The 26,541-nt window shown below is 36.8% G+C and carries 27 protein-coding genes, 2 pseudogenes and 2 other annotated features; of the genes and pseudogenes, 18 read left to right on the top strand and 11 right to left on the bottom strand.

From position 1 onward, the window contains the following. Positions 1–68 precede the first annotated feature (68 nt). Both fabI and LMD38_RS20295 read left to right on the top strand, forming a co-directional pair. Positions 69–839, top strand: coding sequence for an enoyl-ACP reductase FabI (gene fabI / locus LMD38_RS20300; RefSeq protein ID WP_061183194.1), 771 nt, complete (start codon positions 69–71; stop codon positions 837–839). A 141-nt stretch (positions 840–980) separates the two neighbouring features. Next, positions 981–1,501, top strand: a pseudogene (locus LMD38_RS20295) (spore coat CotO family protein). Positions 1,502–1,561: 60 nt separating this feature from the next. Here LMD38_RS20295 and exsY read toward each other — a convergent pair. Continuing rightward, positions 1,562–2,020, bottom strand: a complete 459-nt coding sequence (exsY, locus tag LMD38_RS20290) for an exosporium assembly protein ExsY (RefSeq protein ID WP_016716885.1) — start codon at positions 2,018–2,020, stop codon at positions 1,562–1,564. 125 nt (positions 2,021–2,145) lie between these two features. Between exsY and LMD38_RS20285 the strand changes: the two genes are divergently transcribed. The 3 genes from LMD38_RS20285 (at position 2,146) to LMD38_RS20275 (ending at position 4,044) form a co-directional block, all read left to right on the top strand. After that, positions 2,146–2,505 (top strand): DUF1360 domain-containing protein, encoded by a 360-nt coding sequence (locus LMD38_RS20285; protein ID WP_000899662.1) that lies wholly within the window; start codon positions 2,146–2,148, stop codon positions 2,503–2,505. A 101-nt stretch (positions 2,506–2,606) separates the two neighbouring features. Further along, positions 2,607–2,792, top strand: a complete 186-nt coding sequence (locus LMD38_RS20280; protein WP_003266501.1) for a hypothetical protein — start codon at positions 2,607–2,609, stop codon at positions 2,790–2,792. A 95-nt stretch (positions 2,793–2,887) separates the two neighbouring features. Further along, positions 2,888–4,044, top strand: a protein-coding gene (locus LMD38_RS20275) for an IS3 family transposase (protein WP_153019356.1) whose coding sequence is annotated in 2 segments (ribosomal slippage) — positions 2,888–3,140 and positions 3,140–4,044 — 1,158 coding nt in all. Because the reading frame shifts where the segments join, the coding sequence is not laid out codon by codon here. 108 nt (positions 4,045–4,152) lie between these two features. On the opposite strand, the gene exsF is transcribed toward LMD38_RS20275, so the two are convergent. The 6 genes from exsF to LMD38_RS20245 all read right to left on the bottom strand — a co-directional run bounded on the left by exsF (position 4,153) and on the right by LMD38_RS20245 (position 9,366). Continuing rightward, complete coding sequence (exsF, locus tag LMD38_RS20270; RefSeq protein ID WP_061183192.1) at positions 4,153–4,656, bottom strand: exosporium protein ExsF; 504 nt, start codon at positions 4,654–4,656, stop codon at positions 4,153–4,155. 167 nt (positions 4,657–4,823) lie between these two features. Further along, on the bottom strand, positions 4,824–5,291 hold the full coding sequence (cotY, locus tag LMD38_RS20265; RefSeq protein WP_001277715.1) for a spore coat protein CotY: 468 nt from the start codon (positions 5,289–5,291) through the stop codon (positions 4,824–4,826). A 142-nt stretch (positions 5,292–5,433) separates the two neighbouring features. Then, the gene (locus LMD38_RS20260; RefSeq protein ID WP_062822679.1) at positions 5,434–7,500 is read right to left on the bottom strand and encodes an ATP-dependent helicase; all 2,067 of its coding nucleotides are present in this window, start codon (positions 7,498–7,500) and stop codon (positions 5,434–5,436) included. A 99-nt stretch (positions 7,501–7,599) separates the two neighbouring features. Next, a complete protein-coding gene (locus LMD38_RS20255) occupies positions 7,600–8,022 on the bottom strand; it encodes a GNAT family N-acetyltransferase (protein ID WP_000543274.1) in 423 nt (140 codons plus the stop codon). Between the two features lies 1 nt (position 8,023). Then, positions 8,024–8,542: a YjcG family protein gene (locus LMD38_RS20250; RefSeq protein ID WP_000765876.1), complete on the bottom strand. Its 519-nt coding sequence runs from the start codon at positions 8,540–8,542 to the stop codon at positions 8,024–8,026. Between the two features lie 92 nt (positions 8,543–8,634). Beyond that, the gene (locus tag LMD38_RS20245) at positions 8,635–9,366 is read right to left on the bottom strand and encodes an alpha/beta hydrolase (RefSeq protein ID WP_016716887.1); all 732 of its coding nucleotides are present in this window, start codon (positions 9,364–9,366) and stop codon (positions 8,635–8,637) included. Positions 9,367–9,569: 203 nt separating this feature from the next. On the opposite strand from LMD38_RS20245, the gene LMD38_RS20240 reads away from it, so the two are divergent. Both LMD38_RS20240 and LMD38_RS20235 read left to right on the top strand, forming a co-directional pair. Beyond that, positions 9,570–10,481, top strand: a complete 912-nt coding sequence (locus LMD38_RS20240) for a DMT family transporter (RefSeq protein ID WP_062822678.1) — start codon at positions 9,570–9,572, stop codon at positions 10,479–10,481. A gap of 76 nt (positions 10,482–10,557) precedes the next feature. Continuing rightward, positions 10,558–10,953, top strand: coding sequence for a PH domain-containing protein (locus tag LMD38_RS20235; RefSeq protein ID WP_061183190.1), 396 nt, complete (start codon positions 10,558–10,560; stop codon positions 10,951–10,953). A 24-nt stretch (positions 10,954–10,977) separates the two neighbouring features. On the opposite strand, the gene LMD38_RS20230 is transcribed toward LMD38_RS20235, so the two are convergent. Next, on the bottom strand, positions 10,978–11,376 hold the full coding sequence (locus LMD38_RS20230; RefSeq protein WP_062822677.1) for an Ig-like domain-containing protein: 399 nt from the start codon (positions 11,374–11,376) through the stop codon (positions 10,978–10,980). 163 nt (positions 11,377–11,539) lie between these two features. Beyond that, positions 11,540–13,018: a sodium/proline symporter PutP gene (gene putP / locus LMD38_RS20225; protein WP_061183188.1), complete on the bottom strand. Its 1,479-nt coding sequence runs from the start codon at positions 13,016–13,018 to the stop codon at positions 11,540–11,542. A 306-nt stretch (positions 13,019–13,324) separates the two neighbouring features. After that, positions 13,325–13,562 (top strand) — a binding site (T-box leader). 42 nt (positions 13,563–13,604) lie between these two features. Then, positions 13,605–13,849 (top strand) — a binding site (T-box leader). Between the two features lie 52 nt (positions 13,850–13,901). Here putP and trpE point away from each other — a divergent pair. The 9 genes from trpE to LMD38_RS20180 all read left to right on the top strand — a co-directional run bounded on the left by trpE (position 13,902) and on the right by LMD38_RS20180 (position 22,319). Beyond that, the gene (gene trpE / locus LMD38_RS20220; protein WP_062822676.1) at positions 13,902–15,320 is read left to right on the top strand and encodes an anthranilate synthase component I; all 1,419 of its coding nucleotides are present in this window, start codon (positions 13,902–13,904) and stop codon (positions 15,318–15,320) included. Then, positions 15,317–15,904: an aminodeoxychorismate/anthranilate synthase component II gene (locus tag LMD38_RS20215; RefSeq protein WP_062822675.1), complete on the top strand. Its 588-nt coding sequence runs from the start codon at positions 15,317–15,319 to the stop codon at positions 15,902–15,904. Before trpE ends, LMD38_RS20215 begins: the two co-directional genes overlap by 4 nt. Continuing rightward, positions 15,901–16,926, top strand: a complete 1,026-nt coding sequence (gene trpD / locus LMD38_RS20210; RefSeq protein ID WP_061183185.1) for an anthranilate phosphoribosyltransferase — start codon at positions 15,901–15,903, stop codon at positions 16,924–16,926. Before LMD38_RS20215 ends, trpD begins: the two co-directional genes overlap by 4 nt. A gap of 1 nt (position 16,927) precedes the next feature. After that, a complete protein-coding gene (gene trpC / locus LMD38_RS20205) occupies positions 16,928–17,689 on the top strand; it encodes an indole-3-glycerol phosphate synthase TrpC (RefSeq protein WP_061183184.1) in 762 nt (253 codons plus the stop codon). Next, the gene (trpF, locus tag LMD38_RS20200) at positions 17,686–18,300 is read left to right on the top strand and encodes an N-(5'phosphoribosyl)anthranilate isomerase (protein WP_062822673.1); all 615 of its coding nucleotides are present in this window, start codon (positions 17,686–17,688) and stop codon (positions 18,298–18,300) included. The genes trpC and trpF overlap by 4 nt, the downstream gene beginning before the upstream one ends. Continuing rightward, on the top strand, positions 18,297–19,490 hold the full coding sequence (gene trpB / locus LMD38_RS20195) for a tryptophan synthase subunit beta (protein ID WP_062822672.1): 1,194 nt from the start codon (positions 18,297–18,299) through the stop codon (positions 19,488–19,490). The genes trpF and trpB overlap by 4 nt, the downstream gene beginning before the upstream one ends. A 3-nt stretch (positions 19,491–19,493) precedes the next feature. After that, entirely contained in the window at positions 19,494–20,270 is a 777-nt protein-coding gene (gene trpA / locus LMD38_RS20190; RefSeq protein WP_062822671.1) for a tryptophan synthase subunit alpha, read from the top strand. Between the two features lie 74 nt (positions 20,271–20,344). Continuing rightward, a complete protein-coding gene (locus LMD38_RS20185; RefSeq protein WP_014893209.1) occupies positions 20,345–20,704 on the top strand; it encodes a DUF4029 domain-containing protein in 360 nt (119 codons plus the stop codon). 115 nt (positions 20,705–20,819) lie between these two features. Continuing rightward, on the top strand, positions 20,820–22,319 hold the full coding sequence (locus tag LMD38_RS20180) for an L-lactate permease (RefSeq protein ID WP_062822670.1): 1,500 nt from the start codon (positions 20,820–20,822) through the stop codon (positions 22,317–22,319). A 263-nt stretch (positions 22,320–22,582) separates the two neighbouring features. Here the strand turns inward: LMD38_RS20180 and LMD38_RS20175 are convergent, their stop codons facing one another. Further along, a complete protein-coding gene (locus LMD38_RS20175; protein ID WP_061183179.1) occupies positions 22,583–23,698 on the bottom strand; it encodes an RNA-guided endonuclease InsQ/TnpB family protein in 1,116 nt (371 codons plus the stop codon). Positions 23,699–23,946: 248 nt separating this feature from the next. Between LMD38_RS20175 and LMD38_RS20170 the strand changes: the two genes are divergently transcribed. Continuing rightward, the gene (locus LMD38_RS20170) at positions 23,947–24,630 is read left to right on the top strand and encodes a DUF2278 family protein (RefSeq protein ID WP_001128607.1); all 684 of its coding nucleotides are present in this window, start codon (positions 23,947–23,949) and stop codon (positions 24,628–24,630) included. 14 nt (positions 24,631–24,644) lie between these two features. Here the strand turns inward: LMD38_RS20170 and LMD38_RS20165 are convergent, their stop codons facing one another. Then, positions 24,645–25,478 (bottom strand): hypothetical protein, encoded by an 834-nt coding sequence (locus tag LMD38_RS20165; protein WP_046646797.1) that lies wholly within the window; start codon positions 25,476–25,478, stop codon positions 24,645–24,647. 195 nt (positions 25,479–25,673) lie between these two features. Here LMD38_RS20165 and LMD38_RS20160 point away from each other — a divergent pair. After that, positions 25,674–26,459, top strand: a pseudogene (locus tag LMD38_RS20160) (zinc-ribbon domain-containing protein). The last annotated feature ends 82 nt before the right edge of the window (positions 26,460–26,541 follow it).

Here is a 26,541-nt window from a genome sequence, read left to right as displayed (position 1 = left end):
TTTTATGTTACTATAATTATAGTATCAGGTACTAATAACAAGTATAAGTATTTCTGGGAGGATATATCATGGAACTATTACAAGGGAAAACATTTGTTGTTATGGGCGTTGCGAACCAAAGAAGTATTGCATGGGGAATTGCTCGCTCTTTGCATAATGCAGGTGCAAAATTAATCTTCACATATGCAGGAGAACGTTTAGAGAGAAACGTTCGTGAATTAGCGGATACATTAGAAGGACAAGAATCACTTGTATTACCTTGTGATGTAACAAATGATGAAGAGCTTACCGCTTGTTTTGAAACAATCAAGCAAGAAGTTGGTATAATTCACGGTGTTGCCCACTGTATTGCTTTTGCAAATCGTGACGACTTAAAAGGTGAATTTGTAGATACTTCTCGCGACGGATTTTTACTTGCACAAAATATTAGTGCATTCTCCTTAACAGCTGTAGCAAGAGAAGCGAAGAAAGTAATGACAGAAGGCGGAAATATTTTAACGTTAACATATCTTGGCGGCGAGCGCGTTGTGAAAAACTATAACGTTATGGGCGTTGCAAAAGCTTCATTAGAAGCGAGCGTGAAATATTTAGCGAACGATTTAGGTCAACATGGCATTCGCGTTAACGCTATTTCTGCAGGTCCAATTCGTACGTTATCTGCAAAAGGTGTAGGCGACTTTAACTCAATCTTAAGAGAAATTGAGGAGCGCGCACCACTTCGTCGTACAACAACTCCAGAAGAAGTTGGGGATACAGCAGTATTCTTATTCAGTGATTTAGCACGCGGCGTAACAGGAGAAAACATTCACGTTGATTCAGGGTATCATATCTTAGGATAATTATAATATGAACTGTTAAAGGACAATCTCTACATGTTGAGATTGTCCTTTTTATTTGTTCTTGGAAAGAACGATTTTTAACGAAAGTTCTTACCATGTGATGAATATAACTATAATAGTACACAATTTATTCAGCTACGTATGGAAGTGGGAGGGACGAGTGTGAAGAATAAAAATAAAAGTTCAACAGTTGGAAAACCGTTGTTATATATTGCGCAAGTAAGTTTGGAACTTGCTGCACCGAAAATAAAAAGAATTATTTTAACAAACTTTGAAAATGAGGATCAAAAAGAGGAAAGTAATAGAAACGAAAATGTTGTAAGTAGTGCGGTGGAAGAGGTAATAGAAGAACAAGAAGAGCAACAAGTAGAAGAGAAAATAGAAGAAGAGGAACAAGAACAGAAAGAACCAGTGAGAACTGTCCCGTATAATAAATCATTTAAGGATATGAATAATGAAGAGAAAATTCATTTTTTATTAAATCGCCCTCATTACATTCCGAAAGTAAGGTGCAGAATAAAAACAGCTACAGTCTCATATGTTGGATCAATCATATCGTATCGTATCGTAATGGAATTGTAGCGATTATGCCGCCAAATAGTATGCGAGATATTAAGTTGTCTATAGATGATATCCAGTCGATTAGTATGGCCGGCTTTTAAATATGTAAAGGTGGTAGAAATCTTCTACCACCCCAATAGTTTTTTAGTTTACTTCACTTATTAGATAGAAACGTCGCGTAAGCATTGGATAGCACAGAAACAGCTTAAATCAACAGTAATGCAAGTAGATGTCGATACTAATCTTGCATTTGGTACAGCTAAAAACGTACAAATCGGATCATCACCAGGTGGTACAGGAGAACCGTCACCTAATACAACAGTTAATACACGTAGTACAGCACAGCTATCATCATCTACACTTTCCACACGGAAAATTGGAGATTGGCAGCTAGAAAGGCTTGCAGATGGTGCAAATGCTTCAAATGGTGTTCCAGCTTTTGTGTATAAAATAAAAGGGCGTGTATTTGCTACTGATGCAGTGTTGTGAGCACCTAAAAATGGGATTTCACAACCAGACCCACACGTTGTAGTAGAACAATCTTGTAGTTCATTGATGAATTTTACAACGTCAACTACACAATGAGAAGAGCTATGGTGTTTATTTTCGTTACAACTCATTAATGTCACTCCTTATCTTCTTGTTTGTATTTACATTAATAAGATATTGGAGTCGAGGAGATTTGGTCACAATCTCAAGACCTTTTTTTTTAAATAGGCGAAAGAAGATAAGGGAAGGTGGAATCATGCTGTTTACAAGTTGGCTTTTATTTTTTATTTTCGCGTTAGCGGCATTTAGGCTCACCCGTTTAATTGTTTATGATAAAATTACAGCTTTTTTGCGAAGACCGTTTATTGACGAATTAGAGATTACGGAGCCGGATGGAAGTGTATCAACTTTTACAAAAGTAAAAGGTAAAGGATTAAGAAAGTGGATTGGCGAATTATTAAGCTGTTATTGGTGTACAGGTGTATGGGTTAGTGCTTTTTTATTAGTGTTATATAATTGGATCCCTATCGTTGCAGAACCGTTACTTGCGTTATTAGCTATTGCAGGAGCAGCAGCAATCATTGAAACGATTACAGGATACTTTATGGGAGAATAATATATTTTCATAATACGAGAAAAAGCGGAGTTTAAAAGAATGAGGGAACGGAAATAAAGAGTTGTTCATATAGTAAATAGACAGAATTGACAGTAGAGGAGATGTTTGCTGTGAGCAATAATCCAAGGCAAAATTCATATGACCTGCAGCAATGGTATAACATACAGCAACAGCACCATGCACAACAACAGGCATATCAAGAACAATTGCAACAACAAGGATTTGTGAAGAAAAAAGGATGCAATTGTGGGAAAAAGAAGAATACAATAAAACACTATGAAGAATGAAACACTCATGAAGTGAACCCGAATAGTGGTACATGAAAAAAACACCTCCTGAATTCGCATACTAAGTATGCAAATTCAATGGAGGTGTTTTTCGTTTGAAGACAAGAGTTCATTACCCAGAAGAAACAAAGTGGAAAGTGATTGAAATGAAGAAAGACGGCTATTCAAATCGTACAATTATGGAGAAACTCGGAATTAAAAATGTTTCCCAAATTAAGACATGGATGAAATGGTATCGTACAGATCAAACGTATCGTTTTCAACAACCTGTAGGAAAACAATATTCTTATGGAAAAGGACCAAAAGAGCTCAGTGAATTAGAACAGCTACGTTTAGAAAATAAACATCTAAAAACAAAATTACTTGTATGGGGAAAGTATCTGGAAATCGAAAGGGGCTGAAACCAGAAACTGTAGTTACTTTATGGGAAAATGTAAAAACAAAAATAACGGTAAAAGAATTGTGTAACGTATTAGAATTACCCCGTTCCACATTTTATCGTTGGTTACAACGAACGGAAGATTTGAAAGATGGTATAGAAGAGAAAATAAAGGACGTTTGTCTTAGGCATAAATTCCGGTATGGATATCGAAGAGTGACCGCTACTCTTCGTAAAATGGGACTGTGTGTCAATCATAAAAAAGTATTACGAATCATGAGACAAAATCACATTCTTTCAAAAGTACGTCGAAAGAAAAAGAAATATATCAATGGTGCGGAGCCAATGGTAGCCCCTCATCGATTGGAGCGCCAATTCGATGCATCCAGACCAAATGAAAAATGGTTTACGGATGTGACGTATCTCTTATTTGGAGAGCGTACTTTGTATTTATCAACGATTATGGATGCCTTTAATCGTGAAATTATTAGTTGTGTCATCAGCGAATCACAAACACTGACATTAGCGATGAAGACATTAAAACAAGCAATGAGAGGGCGAAAAGTAAAAGATGTCCTTCTTCACTCAGATCAAGGAAGTATTTATACAGCAAAAGAATTTCAAGCGTATGCCAAAGAAAACGGCATTATCACCAGCATGTCCCGGAGAGGAAATTGCCATGATAATGCCGTCATGGAAAGCTTCTTTGGTCATTTAAAAAGTGAAGCTTTCTATTCACAAAAGATAACAAAAGTATCCAACGCAACTGTGCGAAAGATTGTGCTAGAATACATTCATTACTACAATTGTGTGCGAATTCAAGAAAAATTAAACCACCTATCCCCTAAAAAATTTAGGGAACAAGTGGTTTAGGTGTTTTGATTGGTGTCCCGTTTTCGGGGGTCACTTCACTCATGCTACTGTGAGTGTTTTTTATTAGACATAAAAAGCGGTATTTCAAAGGTGAAATACCGCTTTTTACTAGCTAATTTGTGCAACTGTTAATGCTGCAGCACGGATGTCTACCGTTCCAATTAACTGGACTGGTACAATTTGAATTAAGTCACCAGGGTTTAAGTTAATAAGAATAACACCACTGGATACGTCTACTTCACCAGTACCAATAACGTTAGAACGAACCGCTGTACCTGATCCAGGAATAATGTTAGCCGGTGTACCTAATGATAAGAAGAAACGACCAGCTTCTGGTGCAGTAGGTACATTATCAAGACTAATTGTTAATGTATAACTGATTTGATAAATACCAGCTCGTAGAATTCGAATGCCATCTCCGACACTTACTGTATCATTTATTACAGGAACAGGAATATTTGGGTTTGGACTTACGCTAGGTAATAGTAGTGGTGTAAATAATGAAGCGAACTGAGGTGCAGACGCGTTGAAAGCAAAACCGAAGGCAGGTAGTGTACTAGCTGGTTTCGCCTCACAATCGATTTTCGTAAATTCGCAATCAGAAGAGAACATGTTTTTCACTCCTTTATCTGTTTCTACTTTCAGTTAATGAAAAGGACAGGTTCTATGTTCTAGACAAGTTCCCAATTTTAAGAAATTTACATAATAATACTCGTTAAGCATGGATTGGGTGGCAGATAATTCTGCCACCCAATCCATGCTTAACTCATTATTTAGTTTTAAATCGTAACATCACGTAAGCATTGAATAGCGCAGAAGCAACTTAAATCAACAGTAAGACAAGTGTTGGTCGATATTAATCTTGCATTTGGTACAGCCAAAAACGTACAGATTGGATCGTCACCAGGTGGCACAGGAGAAGTATCACCTAATACTACAGTTAATACACGCAATACAGCGCAATCATCATCATCTATACTCTCGACACGGAAAATTGGAGATTGGCAGCTAGAAAGGCTTGCAGATGGCGCGAATGCTTCAAATGGTGTTCCGGCTTTTGTGTATAAAATAAAAGGACGTGTATTTGCTACTGATGCGCTATTATGTGCTCCTAAAAAGGGTACTTCACAACCAGATCCGCATGTTGTCGTTGCACATTCTTGTAGTTCATGTATAAAACGAACGACATTAGATACACAGTTGAAATCAAAATCATGTTGATGATCTTCGTTACAATTGCAGCTCATTATGTTCACTCCTTCTCGTGAGTTCTGACATACACTATTACAATATGAGTGGGATATGGTTGATATTACGTTAATTCTTATGATAAAAAGAGGGAATTTATATAGGAGGGATGTACATATTGCAATATAAAAAAAGACATCCTTATTTCGTGGATGTCTTTTCAGGTAAATCTTTTCGCACAGTATACAAAAAGCGAGATATATCTAATTTTTTTCCTCTAAAAAATTGCGGAGAGGAAATGTACAATTCTTCTTTCGCACGTGTAATTGCGACATAAAGTAGTCGGCGTTCTTCTTCTAAAGCTTCAGAAGTCTCTGTAACACGATCATTTGCATCTTTTAAAGAAGAAGTATGGGGCAGAATACCATCGCTCGCTCCGAGTAAAAAGACACATGGAAATTCAAGGCCTTTTGCGTTATGAATAGACATAAGTGAAACAGCATCTTTTTGCGGCATTGTTTTTAATGCTTCCATTTCTTTTTGACCTTGAATGGCTTCATCAATAAATTGTAAATAAGCTGGAATGTCGGTGAAGCGATTTGCCGACTCCATTAATTCTTCTAACATTTCTTCTTGTATATCTTTATGCATCGTAAAGGAAGAACGATCGTTACTTTGTAAGTACTCTAAATACTTTCCTTTACCATGAATAATTTCTTTTAATGCTTTTTTCGGTTCTAATTCTTTTATAAATTTAATAAAATCGATACGCTCATTTACCTTTTTCACTTGAAAAGGTTTTAAGTTCGGATTTAATAATAAGAAATGAAGAAGAGAAGGGAAACGACCTTCGCCATATTTCCATTGTTCACGTTCAATAAATGAAATACAATCATCACGCCCGATATACATCGTTGGCAATATGTTTGAAAGTGATTCTAATCGAAACGGTTCAATTACGAGTCGTAAATGATCCAATACAGGCTTAATTAACGAATGTTCATAAAATGACTGACTCGCACCGTGCTTAATAAACGGGATTTTATGAATGGTAAGCTGATCCAGTAACGAACGGCTTACAGAATGTGTGCGATACAGCAAACAAAAATCTTTATAATTTCGTTCACCACTATCTACTTTTCCTTGAATGAGCTGCAAAATTTGATTTGCTTCATCAAGAGTCGTAGCCGGTCTTGCATAAAAAGGTTGTACACCTTCTTCACGAACAGAATATAGCTCTTTATCAAACCGTTCTTGATTTAGTTTGATAACTTCATTTCCAAGTCCGACGATAAAAGGATTGGATCGATAATTCGTATTAAGGGCAATAATCGTAGTGTTATCAAATTCTTTTGGAAAAGATAAAATAATTTGGTGACTTGCCCCTCGCCAACCGTATATAGCTTGATCGTCATCACCTGCGATAAATAAATTATTTCTTGGCGAAGCTAACAATTTTACAATTTCATATTGAGCATACGATGTATCTTGGAACTCATCTACTTCAATATAGTGGAAACGTTGTTGTAATTGGGTAAGCAAAGGAGCGTTATTTTCTAACATATAATATGTTTCTAATAAGATGTCATCGAAATCAATATAATTATATCGTTGTTTCACTTCTTCAAAACGCTCGTATACTTCTTTAAATTCTTGTTCAACGGGTGTTTTTGCTTTTACATCTTTCGGACGATTTAATTTGTTTTTCTCAAGTGAAATCATCGCGAGCATCGTTTCAGCATCATAATCGTCTTTTAAACGCAATTCTTTTAAAATTTTCTTTATCATAATTTGTTTATGTTTTTCGTTTGCTAAAATTTGCTGATTATATCCTTGACTACGAAGTAATTTTAAAAAGACAGAGTGGAACGTACCAGCAACAACATAGCTACTTGCGGCATGATTCATGCCTGGTAAATTCGCTACACGATTTCGAATTTCTTCAGCCGCTTTTTGTGTAAATGTAAGCAATAAAATATTTCGCGGATGAACTTGTTTTACATTTACTAAATAGCCGACGCGAGTCGTTAAAACAGATGTTTTCCCGCTTCCGGCACCAGCCAGTGTAAGAACAGGTCCTTCTGTCGTTCGTACGGCTTCTAATTGTTTTTCGTTTAAAAATACATTTTGCTGTTCGAGAGCGCGAAAATACGCTGCATCTGCATCTTCTTCCATAATTAAATGGGTAGATGTTTTTGGAATATGATATGTTGCACGTGGAATATCAGCGTGCGTTAATGATTTTTGTGAAAATTTTTCTTGTGTCATATATTCACCTTCAAAACTATAGCATCAACATTTAACTTTAGCGGAAGAAAAAGAAAATAGCAATGTAAAAAACAGGAGGGGATACCTCCTGTTTTCAAATTACAATTCTTTTATCATAACGATGTGAGGAATATTTGCTTCCATAAATACATCAGAATTCGTTACATATCCAAGTTTCTTATAGAAATCTTCGGCATGTGTTTGAGCATGCAGCTTCAATTTTGGTAGCGAGTTTTCCTTCGCATATGCTTCAAGTGCATCCATAACAATTTTTCCAATGCCTTTTTTCCGATGGGAAGCTAGTACGCAAATGCGTTCCATTTTTCCTATTCCATCAATGGTGCGAAAACGTCCAGCACCAACGGGAACATCATTATCATATATAACAACGTGTATGGAAGTTTCTTCAAACTCATCATACTCTTCTTCGGCAGAAACTTGCTGTTCCTTCACAAATACTTGCTTACGTACAGAGAATGCATCTCTTAGTTGTTCGTCCGTTTGTACGATCTGTGCATGCAAATTAGTTGTTCCCCTTTCCAAGGCGGAATGTTTCGTGTACAGTCCATGTTCCGTTTTCTAATTGATATAGAAGGTGGAAGCGGTCAATTGGTTGTTCGTAATAGAAATCTTTCATACGTAATCGTCCTAGTACATCAGCATGCTCTGCATCTGATAAGCCTTGTCCAATTGTTAAATGAGGTACAAAAGCGTATTCGCGTTCTTGTGTAAAGAATCCGCTATGCATTTCCTCATTTAAGAAAGTAAGTTCAGGTGTTTTTTCTACTTTAAAATAAATAACATTATTAACAGGTGCGAATGAACCAACTTTTCCAACATGAAGGGTGAAAGGGTTCGTTTTACTTGCGATTGTATGTAACTCGTTTACAATCGATTCTAATTGTTCATCTTGCGTCTCAAAGGGTGTTTTCAATGTAATATGTGGCGGAACTAATGCGTAGTGCGGATCATAACGTTTACGCAATCCGTTCGCTTTATCTTGAATCATTTTAGATGGAAAAATTACAATGCCTAATTTCATGTTCCAATTCCTCCCTTTGTAAGTCTAGTTAGATTTTGAGAAAATACCTCTCTTACTCTATTATATCAAATTATTCTGAATACTGCTCTCTATTATTTCATTGATAGCATATGAGAGAAAGCTTTCGGTAAATCAGTTTGCCAATATTTCCACGTATGATTACCTTCAAATTCCTCGTAATGTGTAATGAAATTTCTATCTGTCAGAAGCGTATTAAGCTCACGGTTCGGCCCTACGAAATCAGATACTTGTCCATCCGTGCGCTTTACAGCTGTTTCTTCTGTTCCAATGACGTGATAAAGTTCTAGCGCCTCCGGATTTTTGAATTCTTTTGCTAAATTCATCACTGTTTCATCCACAAATGGTGATTGCATAACAACTTTACCGAATGTATGCGGATACATAAGTGCGGTCATAAAGGAAACTGTTCCGCCAAGAGAATCACCAATTAGCACACGACCTTTTCCCATTTGGTACGTTGGATAATTTTCATCGATATATGGTGCAAGTTCATGAGCAAGGAAACGAATATACGCAGCGTTTTTTACTTCGTTTGGGAAATATTTTTCTTTACGATCGTGTACATTTTTATATGGAATACCGACAATAATTGTACGGTCAATTTCTTCAGTTTCACGAAGGCGCTCAATTACACGGTGTGCTTTACCAAGCTGAAAATAATCTCTTCCATCTTGTGCAATGACCACTGTATGTTTGTGCAGCGGTGTGTAATTTACCGGTAAGTAAACGAGAAGTGTAACATCTTCTTGAAGTGATGCACTATAAAATGAAATCTCTTCAATTCTCCCAATTGTTTGATTCATGTAGATCCCCCTAAATAAAAATTTACTGTAATGATTGTAAGAGCGACGCTTGTAGTGAAAAAGAAAGAAATATTCACTAATAGGTGCTTTCGTTTCTATTTTACCATAATGGTACGAAGAATCTAAAAAATTAGTATTTAAGTTAGGGAAGAAAACGGATATAATGAAGTGGGATTTTTGACAGGTGAGAGGGGAGACGGAATTTGAAACAAGAAAGGTCAATCGCGCTACCATTAGCTATTTCCATTATAGCCATTTCATTCGCAGCAGTTTTTGTAAAGATGTCCTCGGCACCATCTTCCATATTAAGTATGTATCGATTATGGATTATCGTACTTCTTATGCTGCCTATTGTTTTGAAAAAACGGGAAGAGTTTAGTAAGATTCAAATAAAAGATTGGGGATTTTTAATTGGGTCTGGATTCTTTTTAGCACTTCATTTTCTTTTATGGTTTGAATCTTTAAAGCATACAACAGTTGCGAGTTCGACGATTATATTAGCACTTCAGCCGATCGTATCTTTAGTTGGAGGTTTTTTCTTATTTAAAGAAAGAACAACATACTCAGCCATTGCGACAATGGCAATTGCGATATTAGGTGTAGTGTGTATTGGTTGGGGAGATTTAGGACTAAGTGAACAAGCAATTTATGGCGATATATTATCTTTTTTAAGTGTAATAGCAGTTGTCGGTTATTTATTTATCGGCCAAACGACAGTAAAGAAAGTATCACACTGGATTTACAGCTTTACAGTTTTTGCATTCGCAGGTATTTTTATGGGGATTTATAATATAACATTGCAAGTGCCTTTTACAGGTTATACAAAGTGGGATTGGACCATTTTTCTTTTACTTGCGGTCGTGCCGACAGTGTCGCACGTCATTAATAACTGGCTATTAAACTACGTAAATGCAACAACAATTTCAATGAGTATTTTAGGTGAACCAGTTGGAGCGTCAATACTAGCGTTCTTCTTACTTGGGGAAAGATTAAATGCTATGCAAATAATCGGTAGCATACTCGTATTGTTTGGTGTATCTGTTTTCTTATTGCAGCAACAAAAACGAACAGCAAAAAATGTCGTAAACGAGCCTGTTTATACACAGGAATTATAATGTTAAGAGAGAAAAGAGAAGTTGTGATACTTCTCTTTTTGTTTTATAGAAATACGGGCGTAGAAGGGGGAGGGAAATGGAGTTTCTATCAAAAAAAGATGCATGGTTATATCCAATTTTTTTCGTTGTCATTGGAGCGTGTTTTGCTCCAATATTTGCAGGAAGAGAATATTTTCTTTTGTTTTTCACAATCCCATTAGCTATCTTATTGATGTGGAGTTGGTTTTCAACAAAATATATTGTTGGAGAAGAAACAATTACTATTAGATCCGGTTTCGTGAAAAAGCGCATATTGATACGAGATATAAAACAAATTTCAAATACGAAAAATCCAGTAGCAGCCTATGCATTGTCACTTGATCGACTTGAAATTGTTTACGATACACATCAAACAGAAATTATTTCTCCTAAAGATAAAGAGCAATTTATCAATCTTGTTACAAGTAAAAATCTACACATTGAAATAAAGTAAAAGAGTGGCTTCATAGCCACTCTTTTACTTTGGGTTTGTCATATAAGGTTGTACATGAATGATACATAGGTCCCTGAATTTTCCTTCAGCAGTTGTAACAATTACGACTGCTCTACCTGCACTTTTTCCAGTAATCGTTACTGTATCACCTTTTGGATACAGTGTGATAACATCAGCATTCATATTTGTCCAAATAAGTTCTTGATTCGTTGCTTGCACGGGCAAAACAGAAGCTGATAACCCAGTGCTTTGTCCCGTTCTTACTTTTAACTTATTTTTTTCCATATGAACACCAATGACTGGAATAACAGAAGGAGCAATTGAAATTTTGGGTGGATTAGGTTGTATGTTCAAACAAGACGCAGAAGTATTTGTGATAGGTGAAAATTTTCGTGTTTGTTGTTGCTGGAAAGCTGCTAACATGTTGGAGTCCCCTTTCTGTATAAGTGCTGATAGTACTACTATAAAGGAGTAGTGTTACGTTTAATTTAATGAAACATAAAGAAATTGTTAAATTCGAGCAGAAGATTGTCGAACTTTGAGAAAAAGAAAACTCTGCTGATACGATAACAGCAGAGCTTTTTCTTTATAGATTATGACTATGTTGCTTTTCAAAAGTCTCAAAGTGCTCTTCAACTTCTTTTGAAGATTGTGTTAGTAAACTAACAATTACGATTACTAGTAAACTAATAGTAAAACCAGGAATCATTTCATATAAGAATTCTTTTAAGAATTTGAATTGCGTCCAAATAATAACAGTAGCGGCACCAGAAATCATACCAGCAAGTGCGCCCCACTTCGTCATACGTTTCCAATATAAGCTTAATAAAATAGCAGGTCCGAATGAAGAGCCAAATCCAGCCCAAGCGTATCCAACAAGAGCTAAAATCGTATCATTTTGTTTAAACGCTAATGCACACCCAACTAGTGCAATAACAAGAACAGCCATACGGCCGACAAATACAAGCTCTTTATCAGAAGCAGAACGTTTAAAGAAAGTACGATATAAGTCTTCCGTTACAGCACTAGAAGTAACGAGTAACTGAGATGAAATTGTACTCATAATCGCTGCTAAAATAGCTGCTAATAAAAATCCAGTAATAAGCGGGTGGAATAAAATTTTCCCCAGTTCAAGGAAAATTGTCTCTGGATTGGATAGCTTTAATCCTTTGTCTGAGTAGTATGCAATACCGATAAGACCAGTAAACATAGCTCCAACAACAGAGAAAATCATCCAGCTCATACCAATTCGTCGCGCACTTTTAATTTCTTTTACAGAAGAAATTGCCATAAAGCGTACGATAATATGAGGTTGTCCAACATAACCAAGGCCCCATGCGAATAATGAAATAATACCTAATACAGAAGTACCTTTAAAAATATCTAATAATGTTGGATCAATTGATTTAATTGTGCTAAATGCTGGACCAAGTCCATTTACATTCATAATTGTAACAGTAGGAACAAGAATAAGAGCAATTACCATAATGATTCCTTGCACGAAGTCTGTCCAACTTACTGCTAAGAAACCACCAAATAATGTGTAAGCAACAACAACGCCAGCTACAATGAATAATCCAACGTGGTAGTTCATACCAAATGAATTTTCAAATAATACAGCACCTGAAACGAGTCCTGAAGCTACATAAAAAGTAAAGAAAATCATAATAACAAGTCCAGATACTAAGCGTAGCATATGGGATTTGTCGTGGAAACGGTGTTCCAAAAATTCTGGGATAGTAATAGAGTTGTTTGCAATTTCAGAGTAGGTACGTAAGCGAGGAGCGACATATAGCCAGTTTGCGTATGCGCCTAATGTCAGGCCGATCGCAATCCAACTACTACTTAATCCAACGCTAAACATTGCACCGGGTAATCCCATTAAAAGCCAACCACTCATATCGGATGCTCCAGCACTTAATGCTGTTACTGCGGGGCCTAGTGTACGCCCGCCAAGCATATAATCTGTTAAGTTGGACGTTCGTTTATAGGCGAAATAGCCAATGACTAACATCCCGAGCATGTAAATAGAGATAGAAGTTAAAGTTAACATCTGCGTACTCATGTAGTTCCCCTTCCTTTTGTCATATCTTTTGATGCGTTATGCATATTTATAATCTATCATGATTATTCTGAAAAATCCATACAGAAATATGAATTTTCAGAAATGTAAGCGTTTTTTGACATCATTTTACTTTTTTAATATATAATATTCATACAAAAAACCTTATTTTTAATAGAGTATTTATTATATTTACATAAAAAGAGGTTGTTTTGTCAATATAATATTGAAAGGAGAGAAAAATAAAATTTTTTAAAAAGTATTGACTTATGAAAAAAGTAAGGTCTATAATGAGTGCAACTTAAAAAAATGCAAGCGTTGATGAAGAAGAGTACACATGATGAACATGTCAGAGAGCTGATGGTTGGTGCGAATCAGTATGGAATTGATGTGGAATGGGCTTCGGAGCTTCCAAACCGAAACGAAAGAAGTAGGCTTTGGCGACATGATCTCATCGATACAAGAGACACGTATTGTTTTTGATACGGTAAAGTGCGTTACATTCGTAACGAATTAAGGTGGCACCACGGGAGTACCCGTCCTTTCTATAGGATGAGTACTCCCTTTTTGTGTATAAAAAATTAAATAAATGAAATCGTTTAAGTAAGAAGAGTACGTATATTGGAGACGTTACAGAGAGCCGGGAATAGGTGGGAGCCCGGTGCGGTGCCATATACGGAATGGGCTTACGAGAGGTATGCTGAACAATTATTTTCAGTAGGCAACCCGGGTTCCGCCGTTACAAGGATAAGGTATATATTTTGTACCTGAACAAAGCGGGATGCTTTTGCATCCAATACGAGGTGGTACCGCGGTATATTTATCGTCCTCTACATATTTTCGATATGTAGGGGACTTTTTTATTTTTCAGGACGAGGTGAAGGACATGATGACGAAAGAAGAATTTATAAAACAAAAAAGAGAGAGAAAGACATTTTTAGTAATCACTGAAGAAGAAGGAGATAGCATTACGCCAATTTCTTTATATAGACGTATGAAAGGGAAGAAGAAATTCTTATTAGAAAGTTCACAGCTTCATCAAGATAAAGGACGCTATTCCTACTTAGGGTGTAATCCGTATGGGGAAGTGAAAAGTATCGGTACGGAAGTGGAACGAACGATTTACGGCCGGGCAGAAAAGTTGCAAGGTAACGTACTAGAAGTGTTAGAAGAAGAAATCGCGTCAGCTCAAGTAGACAGTCCATTTCCGTTTTGCGGAGGAGCAGTTGGTTATATTGGCTATGACGTTATTCGGCAATATGAAAACATTGGAGCAAATTTACACGATCCATTGAATATTCCAGAGGTACACCTTTTACTGTACCGTGAGTTTATCGTGTATGACCACTTACGCCAAAAGTTGTCGTTTGTATATGTATGCAGGGAAGATGATGCAGCAGATTATGAAGAAGTATACGAAAGGCTGCGAGTATACAAAGAGGAAGTGCTACAGGGAGAAGAAGCGGAAGTAACTGAAATAAGATCAACATTATCATTCACTTCTTCTATAACGGAAAAAGAATTTTGCGTAATGGTAGAAACGGCGAAAGAACACATTCGAGCCGGGGACATATTCCAAGTCGTATTATCCCAGCGTTTACAAAGTGAATGTATTGGTGATCCATTCGCGTTATACCGAAAACTACGAATTGCCAATCCATCACCATATATGTTTTATATCGATTTTCAAGATTATGTTGTACTCGGTTCTTCGCCAGAAAGTTTGCTATCGGTAAGAGAGGATAAAGTGATGACAAATCCAATTGCTGGTACGAGGCCGAGAGGAAAGACAAAGCAGGAAGATACGGAAATTGAAAAAGAGCTGTTAGAAAATGAGAAAGAGCGAGCAGAGCATATGATGCTTGTAGATCTTGGGCGAAATGATATTGGTAGAGTGAGTGAAATCGGCTCAGTTACGATAGATAAATATATGAAAGTAGAAAAATATTCTCACGTTATGCACATTGTATCTGAAGTTTACGGAACATTGCGAAAACAAATGAGCGGATTTGATGCATTAGCGCATTGCTTACCGGCGGGGACGGTATCAGGTGCTCCGAAAATTAGAGCGATGGAAATTATAAATGAGCTAGAGAATGAAAAAAGAAATGTGTACGCCGGTGCAGTTGGATACGTTAGTTTTTCAGGGAATCTTGATATGGCGCTTGCCATTCGAACGATGGTCGTAAAGGATGAAAAAGCATACGTTCAGGCAGGAGCGGGCATCGTTTACGATTCAGATCCAGTAGCTGAATATGAAGAAACATTAAATAAAGCGAGAGCGCTCTTGGAGGTAATGAAATGATTGTACTTATCGATAATTATGATTCATTCACATATAACTTGTATCAACTACTAGGCGAATACGAAGAAGAAATTGTTGTCGTAAGAAATGATCAAATAACGATAGAACAATTAGAAGAAATGAAGCCGAAAGGAATTGTGCTTTCACCAGGACCAGGAAAACCAGAGGATGCTGGAATTTGTATGGAAGTGATTCGTCATTTTTATAAGAACGTTCCCATATTAGGTATTTGTCTTGGTCATCAAGCAATTATATCAGCATTTGGAGGAGATATTGTAAGAGCAGAGCGCATTAAACACGGAAAAACATCACGTGTGAAACATAACGGAGCGTCAATTTTTTCGTATGTGACACAACCGCTAACAGCGATGCGCTACCATTCTCTTGTTGCAGCACAAACAAGCTTGCCGCAGTGTTTTGACATACTAGCGACAGCGATGGACGATGGAGAAATTATGGCAGTTCGTCACAATTATTATCCACTCTTTGGATTACAGTTTCATCCGGAATCAATTGCGACAGAAGAAGGCGGAAAGTTAATACGTGCCTTTTTAGGCGAAGTGAAAGAGGAGGAAAGAGTATGAATAACTATCTTCGTAAATTAGTGGAGGGGCAACATTTAACAGAAGAGGAAATGTATAAAGCAGGACTTCTTTTATTAAATGAAAACATATTGGAAAGTGAAATTGCAGCTTTCTTAGTCTTACTGAAAGCGAAAGGTGAAACTGCAGAAGAAATATACGGTCTCGTCCGAGCTCTTCGTGAAAAGGCATTACCGTTTTCGAATCATATACAAGGAGCAATGGACAATTGCGGGACAGGTGGTGACGGTGCCCAAACGTTTAATATTAGTACAACATCGGCATTTGTACTGGCAGGAGCTGGTGTAAAGGTTGCAAAACATGGTAACCGTGCTGTTTCTAGTAAAACAGGAAGTGCAGATTTATTAGAAGAACTCGGTGTAAATATTAGCAGTACGCCAAACGAAATTGATTATTTATTAGAGCATGTCGGAATCGCATTTTTATTCGCACCAGCGATGCACCCAGCATTAAGACGCATTATGAAAATAAGAAAAGAATTAAACGTGCCGACAATCTTTAACTTAATTGGCCCTTTAACAAATCCGGTGAATTTAGAAACACAATTTGTCGGCATTTATAAAAGAGATATGTTACTACCAGTTGCGCAAGTATTACAAAAGTTAGGCCGGAAACAAGCGCTTGTCGTAAACGGAAGTGGTTTTTTAGATGAAGCGTCATTACAAGGGGAAAATCACGTAGTCCTTTTAAAAGATAATGAAATAGTAGAAATGAGTATTGATCCAGAAAAGTATGGTTTTTCAAGAGTGAAAAATGAAGAAATTAGAGGGGGGAATTCAAAAGAAAATGCAAAGATTACGCTCGGCGTATTGAGCGGAGAAAAGAGTGTTTATCGCGATACAGTTTTATTCAATGCAGGTCTAGCTCTTTTCGCAAATGGAAAAACGGAAACGATTGAAGAAGGAATTAAACTCGCGGCATATAGCATTGACTCTGGAAAAGCATTAGCGAAACTAAATTTATTAATTGCAGCAAGTAACGAAAAATTAGAAAGGGTGAATTAAAATGGGGACGATTTTAGATAAAATTGTAGAACAGAAGAAAAAGGAAGTTGCGGAATTATATGAAACATATACACCAATAAAAGAAAGTAGAAAGACACATTCACTCGTAGAATCATTACAGCAGTTTACTGTTATTGCAGAAGTAAAGCGAGCATCACCATCAAAAGGAGATATCAATTTACACGTTGATGTAAGAAAACAAGTGAAAACATATGAAGAATGCGGCGCGGGTGCTGTTTCTGTTTTAACAGACGGTCAATTTTTTAAAGGGTCGTTTTATGATTTACAAACGGCGAGAGAAGAAAGTAACATTCCGCTTTTATGTAAAGATTTCATAATTGATAAGATTCAAATTGATAGAGCGTATGAGGCTGGCGCAGATATTATTTTATTAATTGTAGCAGCGTTACCGAAAGAGAAGTTAAAAGAGCTGTATAGTTACGTACTAGAAAAAGGGTTAGAAGCAATTGTTGAAATTCATGATGAAGAGGAACTAGAAATTGCAATCGAATTAAATCCGCACGTTATCGGTATTAACAACCGTAATTTAAAAACATTCGAAGTCGATTTAGGCCAAACAGAAAAGCTTGGAAAACGATTAAATGAGGAGAAATTACTTTGGATTAGTGAGAGCGGAATTCATTCAAAAGAAGATATGATCCGCGTCAAGCGAGCCGGAGCAAAAGGTGTATTAGTTGGAGAAGCACTTATGACATCATCTTCTATTCGTACCTTTTTTGAAGATTGTAAGGTGAACATATGAAAGTGAAAATTTGCGGCATCACTGATATGGAAACAGCAAAACGTGCTTGCGAATACGGAGCAGATGCACTCGGATTTGTTTTTGCAGAAAGTAAGCGAAAAATTACTCCAGGGCTAGCGAAAGAAATCATTCAGGAGCTTCCAGCCAACGTGTTAAAAATCGGTGTTTTCGTAAATGAATCAGTAGAAATGATCCAGAAAATTGCAGATGAATGCGGGTTAACGCATGTACAACTACATGGGGATGAAGACAATTATCAAATCAGAAGATTGAATATTCCGTCTATAAAGTCACTAGGAGTAACTTCAGAGAGTGATATGAAAAACGCTCAAGAGTATGAAACAGATTATATATTATTTGATAGCCCGAAAGAAAAGTTTCATGGAGGAAATGGAAAGAAATTTTCATGGGAACTACTCGCGCATATGTCAAAAGAGTTGCGAGAGAAAACGATATTAGCTGGTGGATTAAACGCTCTTAATATAGAAGAAGCAATTCGAACTGTTCGGCCATATATGGTCGATGTGAGCAGCGGAGTAGAGACAGAAGGAAAGAAAGATGTAGAGAAAATAAAACAATTTATTATAAAAACGAAGGAGTGTTCCAAATGAATTACGCATATCCAGATGAAAAAGGTCACTACGGTATATACGGAGGACGATACGTTCCAGAAACGTTAATGCAATCTGTATTAGAACTAGAAGAAGCATATAAAGAGGCGATGGAAGATGAAGCATTTCAAAAGGAATTAAATCATTATTTAAAAACGTACGTCGGAAGAGAAACACCGCTATATTATGCTGAAAATATGACGAAGTATTGCGGCGGTGCAAAAATTTATTTAAAACGTGAAGATTTGAACCATACAGGAGCTCATAAAATTAACAATACAATTGGTCAGGCACTTCTTGCAGTAAGAATGGGTAAGAAAAAAGTTGTCGCTGAAACAGGGGCTGGACAACACGGTGTTGCAACAGCTACTGTATGTGCCCTTCTCGGATTAGAATGCGTCATTTTTATGGGAGAAGAAGATGTAAGACGTCAAAAATTAAATGTGTTCCGAATGGAATTACTCGGAGCGAAAGTAGAAAGTGTGGCGGCAGGTAGCGGTACATTAAAAGATGCGGTAAACGAGGCGCTTCGTTACTGGGTTTCACACGTGCATGATACGCACTACATTATGGGATCCGTTCTTGGACCGCATCCATTCCCGCAAATTGTTCGTGATTTCCAAAGTGTAATTGGGAAAGAAACGAAAAAACAATATGAAGCGTTAGAAGGAAAGTTACCAGAAGCTGTTGTTGCTTGTATTGGTGGTGGTAGTAATGCGATGGGCATGTTTTATCCGTTCGTGCATGATGAAGAAGTTGCTCTTTACGGCGTAGAAGCAGCTGGAAAAGGAGTTCATACAGAACAGCATGCAGCTACTTTAACGAAAGGAAGCGTTGGCGTTCTCCACGGATCGATGATGTACCTTCTGCAAAATGAAGAAGGACAAATTCAAGAAGCTCACTCCATTTCAGCTGGACTTGATTACCCGGGGGTTGGTCCAGAACATAGTTTACTAAAAGATATTGGCCGCGTTTCTTATCATTCCATTACAGATGATGAAGCGTTAGAAGCGTTTCAATTATTAACGAAAAAAGAAGGAATTATCCCGGCGTTAGAAAGTTCACATGCTGTCGCATACGCATTAAAATTAGCGCCGCAAATGAAGAAAGACGAAGGGCTTGTCATTTGTTTATCTGGCCGTGGTGATAAAGATGTAGAGAGTATAAAACGTTATATGGAAGAGGTGTAAAAGATGGGAGTAGAAAAAATTAAAGCAGCATTTGAAAATGGTAAGAAAGCATTTATTCCGTACGTAATGGGCGGAGATGGTGGCCTTGAAAAGTTAAAAGAAAGAATTCGTTTTCTAGATGAAGCAGGAGCAAGCATCGTTGAAATTGGTATCCCATTTTCAGATCCAGTTGCAGATGGCCCAACAATTCAAAGGGCAGGGAAACGAGCACTAGATAGCGGTGTAACAGTAAAAGGCATTTTTCAAGCATTAATAGAGGTAAGGAAAGAAGTACAAATTCCGTTTGTACTTATGACATATTTAAATCCAGTACTCGCATTCGGAAAAGAACAATTCATCGAAAATTGTATAGAAGCAGGGGTGGATGGTATTATCGTTCCAGATTTACCGTATGAAGAACAAGACATTATTGCACCGCTTCTCCGAACTGCAAATATCGCTTTAATCCCACTCGTTACCGTTACAAGCCCAATTGAGCGAATCGAGAAAATTACGAGTGAATCAGAAGGGTTCGTCTACGCCGTTACAGTAGCGGGCGTAACAGGCGTACGTCAAAATTTTAAAGAGGAGATTCATAGTTATTTAGAAAAAGTAAAATCACATACGCATTTACCGGTAGTGGCAGGGTTCGGTATTTCAACGAAGGAACATGTAGAAGACATGATTACAATATGTGACGGAGTTGTCGTTGGAAGTAAAGTGATTGAGCTGTTAGAAAATGAAAAACGAGAAGAAATATGTGAATTCATACAGGCAACAAAACAAAAAGAAGAGGCATAAGTCTCTTCTTTTTGTTTTGTGTAATAAATGTTAAAATATACAGAAAATACATATAATTTAGAGGGGGAGAAAGCATGCTAAGACGTAAACTACTATATCTTCTCTTAACTGTACCACTATACGCTTGGCTCATTAGCATGACGAAAATAGAGTTGATGGCTCTATTTTTAGGATATGTATTCATCTTTTCTAACTTAAATCGCATTCAAGAGCAATCTATTTTAGAAATATGTATATTTTCGATTAGTATAGAACTATTTAGTATCGTTTCGATTGTATTATTAAATGAAGTATTCCGATGGATCCATTCATTTGAATTCATGAAATTTGGAAATGTTGTATTGCAAGTCATATGTGCTTATATTGTGTTTGTTCTGTTAGATAAAATGGTCGGACAGCAGACAGTTTTTCAGGATAATAGAAAATGGGAGTGATTAAAAAAGGAGCCGTTTGGTTCCTTTTTTGAATCTGTTTTAAAAACAATTGAAAATTATAGCATCTGTTATATAATAGTTAAAAATTGTATTTTAAACGAAATGAGATGATAACATGGCCATATTGTTGGCACTTATCCCAATTATGATGATTTTCATTTGTTTATTTTTATTTAAACAAACGTCATTAAGGTCTTCTTTAATTGCTTACGTGGTGTCTGTTGGAATCGTTTTACTCTCTCCAACGTTTCAACTAGGGATAAGTGAAACTGTGCACGCAACGATTAAAGGATGGTTAATTTGTTTTATTGTTGGGTACGTTTTGTTTTTCGGTATTTTTTTATTTCACCTCATGAACAAAATGGGGTACATCGATCAAGTAGCACGTTTTCTAGAAGAAGTGACGCACGATCGTTTATTACAAATGCTTCTTATGTGTTTTGGTATTTGCCCACTAATTGAATCAGTAAGTGGATTTGGAATTGGCTTTATGGTTGCAGCACCTATTTTTCTTTCCTTAGGCTATAAACCGTTTCAAGCTGTACTGCTCTCGTTTATCGGCTTACTAGCTAGTTCATGGGGGGCAATGGCAACTGGTACGATTATCGGTTCGCAACTTATCAATATGCCGCTTACAACACTCGGTACAAATACAGCGCTATTAAGTATCCCGATGTTTGCTTATTTTGTCATTCTTTCTTTACATGTTGTTGGTGGCTGGCAGGCGGTTATTGAAAAGTGGAAGGAAGGAATCGGCTTCTTTCTATTATTTTCTCTCGGAATCTATCTTTCTAACGCATACGTAAGTGTTGAACTCGCAGGTATATTAAGTTCTATCGTTACCATTACATTTGGCTTTCTTATCATTAAATTAAAAGGAAAAAGTGAGCAAAATCTAATGTCAGAACATGCTGCGGCAACAGAAAGAGAAGTATCTATTATAAAAATTATTAGCCCTTATATATTCTTAACCGTTTGTATTTTACTTTCTCGTCTCGTACCAGCATTGCATGATGTATTTAGATCATATGCGGTTCTTGATTTAAAATCATACTCTTACAAACTAGAGCTACTATATTCGCCAGGTTTTTGGCTAGGTATGACTTGTTTATTTACAATCATTTTCTTCCGAATTCCATCAAATATTATTAAACAATCACTCTCGCAAACGATAAAACAATGGATTCCCTTTGCGATTACGACGACAATGTTTATCGCCATTTCAGAACTAATGGGTGCATCTGGTATGCATGCATTACTCGCAAAGACAGCTGGTGATACATTTGGAACCTTTTTCGTTTTCGTTGCGCCGTTTATTGGCGCTATTGGTGGATTTTTAACAGGTAGTAACGCAGGATCAAATGCAATGTTTATAAAACTACAAATGCAAACCGCACAAAACGTAGCACTCCCGTGGCAATATGTCACAACACTTCAAAACACCGCATCATCAGTAGCGACGATCGCTTGCCCGTCACGGATTACGCTAGGGGCGTATTTATGTAACATACCATATCGTGAAAATGAACTATTAAAGAAGACGACGTTAATGATTTTTGGTGCGGTATTACTTATAGTAGTGGAAGTTATTTTCTGGTATATGTTGAGAAATTAAAAATCCTCCTAACATAGGAGGATTTTTTTTATAATTGGATAATGTTTTAAACATGAAAAGCTTCTACTAAGTCAACAACCCGCCACTTAACACCCTTACGGGTCGTTTGAAGTGGGGGCTTGCGTCTGTCGGAGTTCGACAGTGCTTCTACCCTCATAGAGAGCAACTACGCTTATTCCTACCCAGTAGTACGAACGAGCAATGCTCTCCTACCTTAGTATGGTGGAGCATAAGGACGGTTGACTTCGCCCCTACCACAAGAGCTATACTCCTGTGGTAACTACACTGATATGCTTAATTCCCTTACGGTGTAGATTCATCGCACCAATACGGTCATCATTTGATTGGTATTGGCAATTTTTACACTTAAAAGTGTGTAGCTTTTTATTACGATTCGCTTTTTCAATGTTTCCGCACTTAGGGCAAGTTTGGGAAGTATATTTGGGGTCTACCACAATTACCTTTTGTCCATTCAATTCAGCTTTATACTCAAGCATTTGACGGAACTGATAGAAAGCCCAAGATACAGAAACATAGCGGTTTTTCACTCGTACTTTCTCTGTCGCAGAACGAACCCCTGTTAAGTCTTCTAAAACAAACATAGTACCTCTAGGGTATGCCTCAACGAGTGCCTTTGTAATTTGATGGTTTACATCAGTTACATAACGGTTTTCTCTTGAGCCAATTTGTTTTATTTTCTTACGAGAAGATGGTGTTTGTCGTGTTTGTAATTGCTTACGAGTAGCTTTAAATTTACCACGCTTATGTTTAACAATATTTCCGTTGTAGAAGGTTGTTTTGCCCTGACTATCATAAGTGGTTGCAAGGAAGTTGATTCCTAAATCAACACCAACGATGTTGTTTACATCTGCGAAATCTAATGTTTGGTACTCTTTTGTCATCGGGATATGTAAGAACCACTTGTTGTACTTATGCACTAATTTAGCAGTACCAAATTTCCAAGTGCTGTTGAAGTATTTCTTCATAGCCTTACGCTCATAATTTAGTTTTAGGCGACCTTCAAGCGTGTTTACACTAAATTGGTTTTTGGTTAGTGAATAATCCCGATTCCAGACTAAATCATATTCTGCAAGTTTGAAGTCAATCAAAGACCATTCATGTCCATTTGATTTAGCCGACTTGTAACGAGCAATTACAGTTTTCATCACAGATTGAGCCATTTGACTTTTTAACCTAAATTGATTTCGCAAATCAGAATAATATAAGTTATTGAGATTTACTTGATTAAGGTTCTTTGTTTCAAATATGTGTTTTGATAACCAATTACAAGCCTTGCGGTAAGCGTTCGTTGTTATCTTTAGACTTTCAGCTTGATTATCGGAAACATGGATTTGTATTTTTGCAGTAATTGTAGGCATTATTTTCACCGCCTTTCACTAATTAAATTGTAACAGATTTTTAGTGAAAGCAAACAACTTAAGTAGAGAAAGTAGGAGGCAAGGTGGAAGTTTCAGATACTTGATGTGGTACAGAATCTTACGATTTTTAACGTACCATACCGTATCTGCCGGCAAATCCTCCCCCACTTATCGTTGGGCTATCGCCCTTCACACGATTGAAGTAGGGGGTATCCTTGCCGATTTTAGATGAATAGGAGATGAAATGTATGCCCCTAAAAAACTACGGTGTGTTAAAAGGTACAGTTATACAATCAAAGATTGGAAAAGGGAAAACACCTCATTATCAAGTTCATTTACAGGGCGAGACAGGAGTAGATTATCGTATTGCAATTAACGTAAAATCGCAAAGTTATCCGTCAGAAGTTTTATATTTTGCGAGTAACAATATTAAGTCAGAGGCGATTCATATTTTACCGACATTACCATTCGGTTTTACAGAAATAAAAAACAATGAACCGAAAGTAGCTTTAGACTACGTAAGAGGTAATGTATTTGATTCGAAACAAATGATTCCTTTACCTGCTGAAAAAGCAGGAGTGGATAATGATTTAAATGAAAAAATAGAACGTTATATAAAACGAGCAATAGAAGAAAAAGCAATTATTTACGCGTTTGGTGAAAGATGGGGACCAGAAGAAAATACACCTGATTCTTACTTTCATTTCGAACCAGGAAACGGGATACATGATATTCACATGAATCAAGGGAATGTAGAGAAATGGAAAGGTGATAATGGTATATGGCAAGACGGAGGAATACTTATTCAATTTGAAAAGGAAGAAGAATGGGTCGGTATTTTTCTTGCCTTCCAATCGCAGTCATGGTGTACGGATGAAGAGGGACATGCTCGTGTGCCGGTTGAGCATTGTGATTATAAGAGAAATAACTAATAAGAGGAGGGCGTTCAAATAGAACGCCCTCCTCTTATTTTATAAAAACCAAAACTAACAAGTGTAGAAAGACAAGAGAACAATAGTGCCACGCTAGAAAACGCAATGAGGTACATATTATACTTCATCACTTTGCCAATTAGTTGGTTACTATCGTACTGAAACAGCCCTGCTATTATATTGAATAAAAATAACACGATAAACATGACGATAATGCCGTCTATTGATCCTTTAATATCTGGTTTGCTTAAAGCGATATGTGCAGAAATACAAATGGCGATAAATAAAAATAGCCAAAAGGAAGGATTCAATACATTATTTATTGTAAATAAACTTTTCAATAATACGAATGTCGACAAGAGCATGTTTTGAACCATTTCTACATTAATAGAAGTAGAAGTGATTGTTTTTTCGAGAGTTGTATGAAATAAAAAATATGAATCTGGTACGAAATAGCGCATTAAAAGGATTAGTGCGGTAATACCAGAAATAATAGGCCCGATGCCGATAAAGAAGTTCCCAATTCGTTGATATACACTTTTATGATTGTATTGATGTTGTACGTAGCCTAAAGCGCCTTGACTTGTATCTGTTGGGAAAAACTGCGTTGCTACAATTTTATGACGAAATAGTACACACATAATGGCATGTCCAAGTTCGTGAATAGGAACGCCAATCCACGCCGTTAAAAGGAATCCTTTTCTTCCGAAAGCTCTCGACCAATACATTCGTGTGAGAGATTCTAAATAGCCTAATAGAAATCCAATTACAATGATAACGCCAATTAAAGAAAATAATTGGATTACGCTTGTAAGGAGTATTTGAAAAATTGAGTTTACCAATTCCATCGTCTTTCATCCAATCTGTTAAAAATGTTATTTGTTCTGTTTCATAATAGCATTATTTTTCAAGATTGCTAGCACATATATTTCTTTTGAAAGAAGGATTTCATAATCTTTTTCTTGTAGTCATGTTTTATGTCCAAAGTCATATATTGAATTTGTAACACCCTATACGGTATATGGTTAAGGAGGGATGAGAGAATGAAATGTCCGGCGTGTCACACAGAAAATGCAACAGAGGCAAAATTTTGCGGGAATTGTGGACATTCGTTAACGGAGGGAGCAGTAGCGAGTAGTGCACAGGAAGAAGGTGAGCAACAGGCACGTGTAGCAAAAGCAAAGGAAACTCGACCAAATGAAACGGTAGAGCAAGCGAAGCAGTTTGCAAGTGGCTATTTTCAGTTTTTTAAACACGCATTACAAGCACCGACAGCTATTATGTAAAGTGGCAAGGTTGAAGTACAAAATGGAATTGTAAGTCTTGTTCTTATTTGTTTTTTAGGGGCATGTATTTTTTATAGAATGATGAGTGCTGGGGCAGCACTTACGAGAACGTTAGCGCCAGATTTATCTACTCCTTCTTTCTTTGGAGACTCTATAACAGTCTTTTTATTTTTACTCATTTTAATTTTATTTGTCGGATTTATTATTTTTGTCAGTGGGAAGATGATGAAATCATCTTTTTCGTTTCTTGAAGTATTCGGTATATGGGGAACGATAGCGACGCCAGCTATTGCTATATTAGTTCTTTCTTTTCTGTTTAGCTTTTTATTAATCTTTTTCTTACCAATCTTATTAGGGCTGGCCACAACGTATATGTCAATTAGTATAATTGTCGCTATAGTAAAGCTAGATAACGGCGGATTAGACCTTATTTATACACTTCTTATCGCAAATGTTTTAATCGGAATTGCAACATTCATTGTGCTGTGGTCTTACATTAGCACGATAATTCAAACCTTTACACAGGGAATAACTGGCCTCTAAAGAAAAGGTGGATGAATGTATGTACAAAGTGTGGGACTCAGTTTGAAGATTGAATCTTATAATGTTGAACTGAATAAATCAA

It is taken from the genome of Bacillus pacificus, assembly GCF_020861345.1.
Classification (GTDB): Bacteria; Bacillota; Bacilli; order Bacillales; family Bacillaceae_G; genus Bacillus_A; species Bacillus_A pacificus.
Note: the sequence above shows the minus strand (reverse complement) of the source record. Positions and strands in the feature narration are given on the sequence as shown.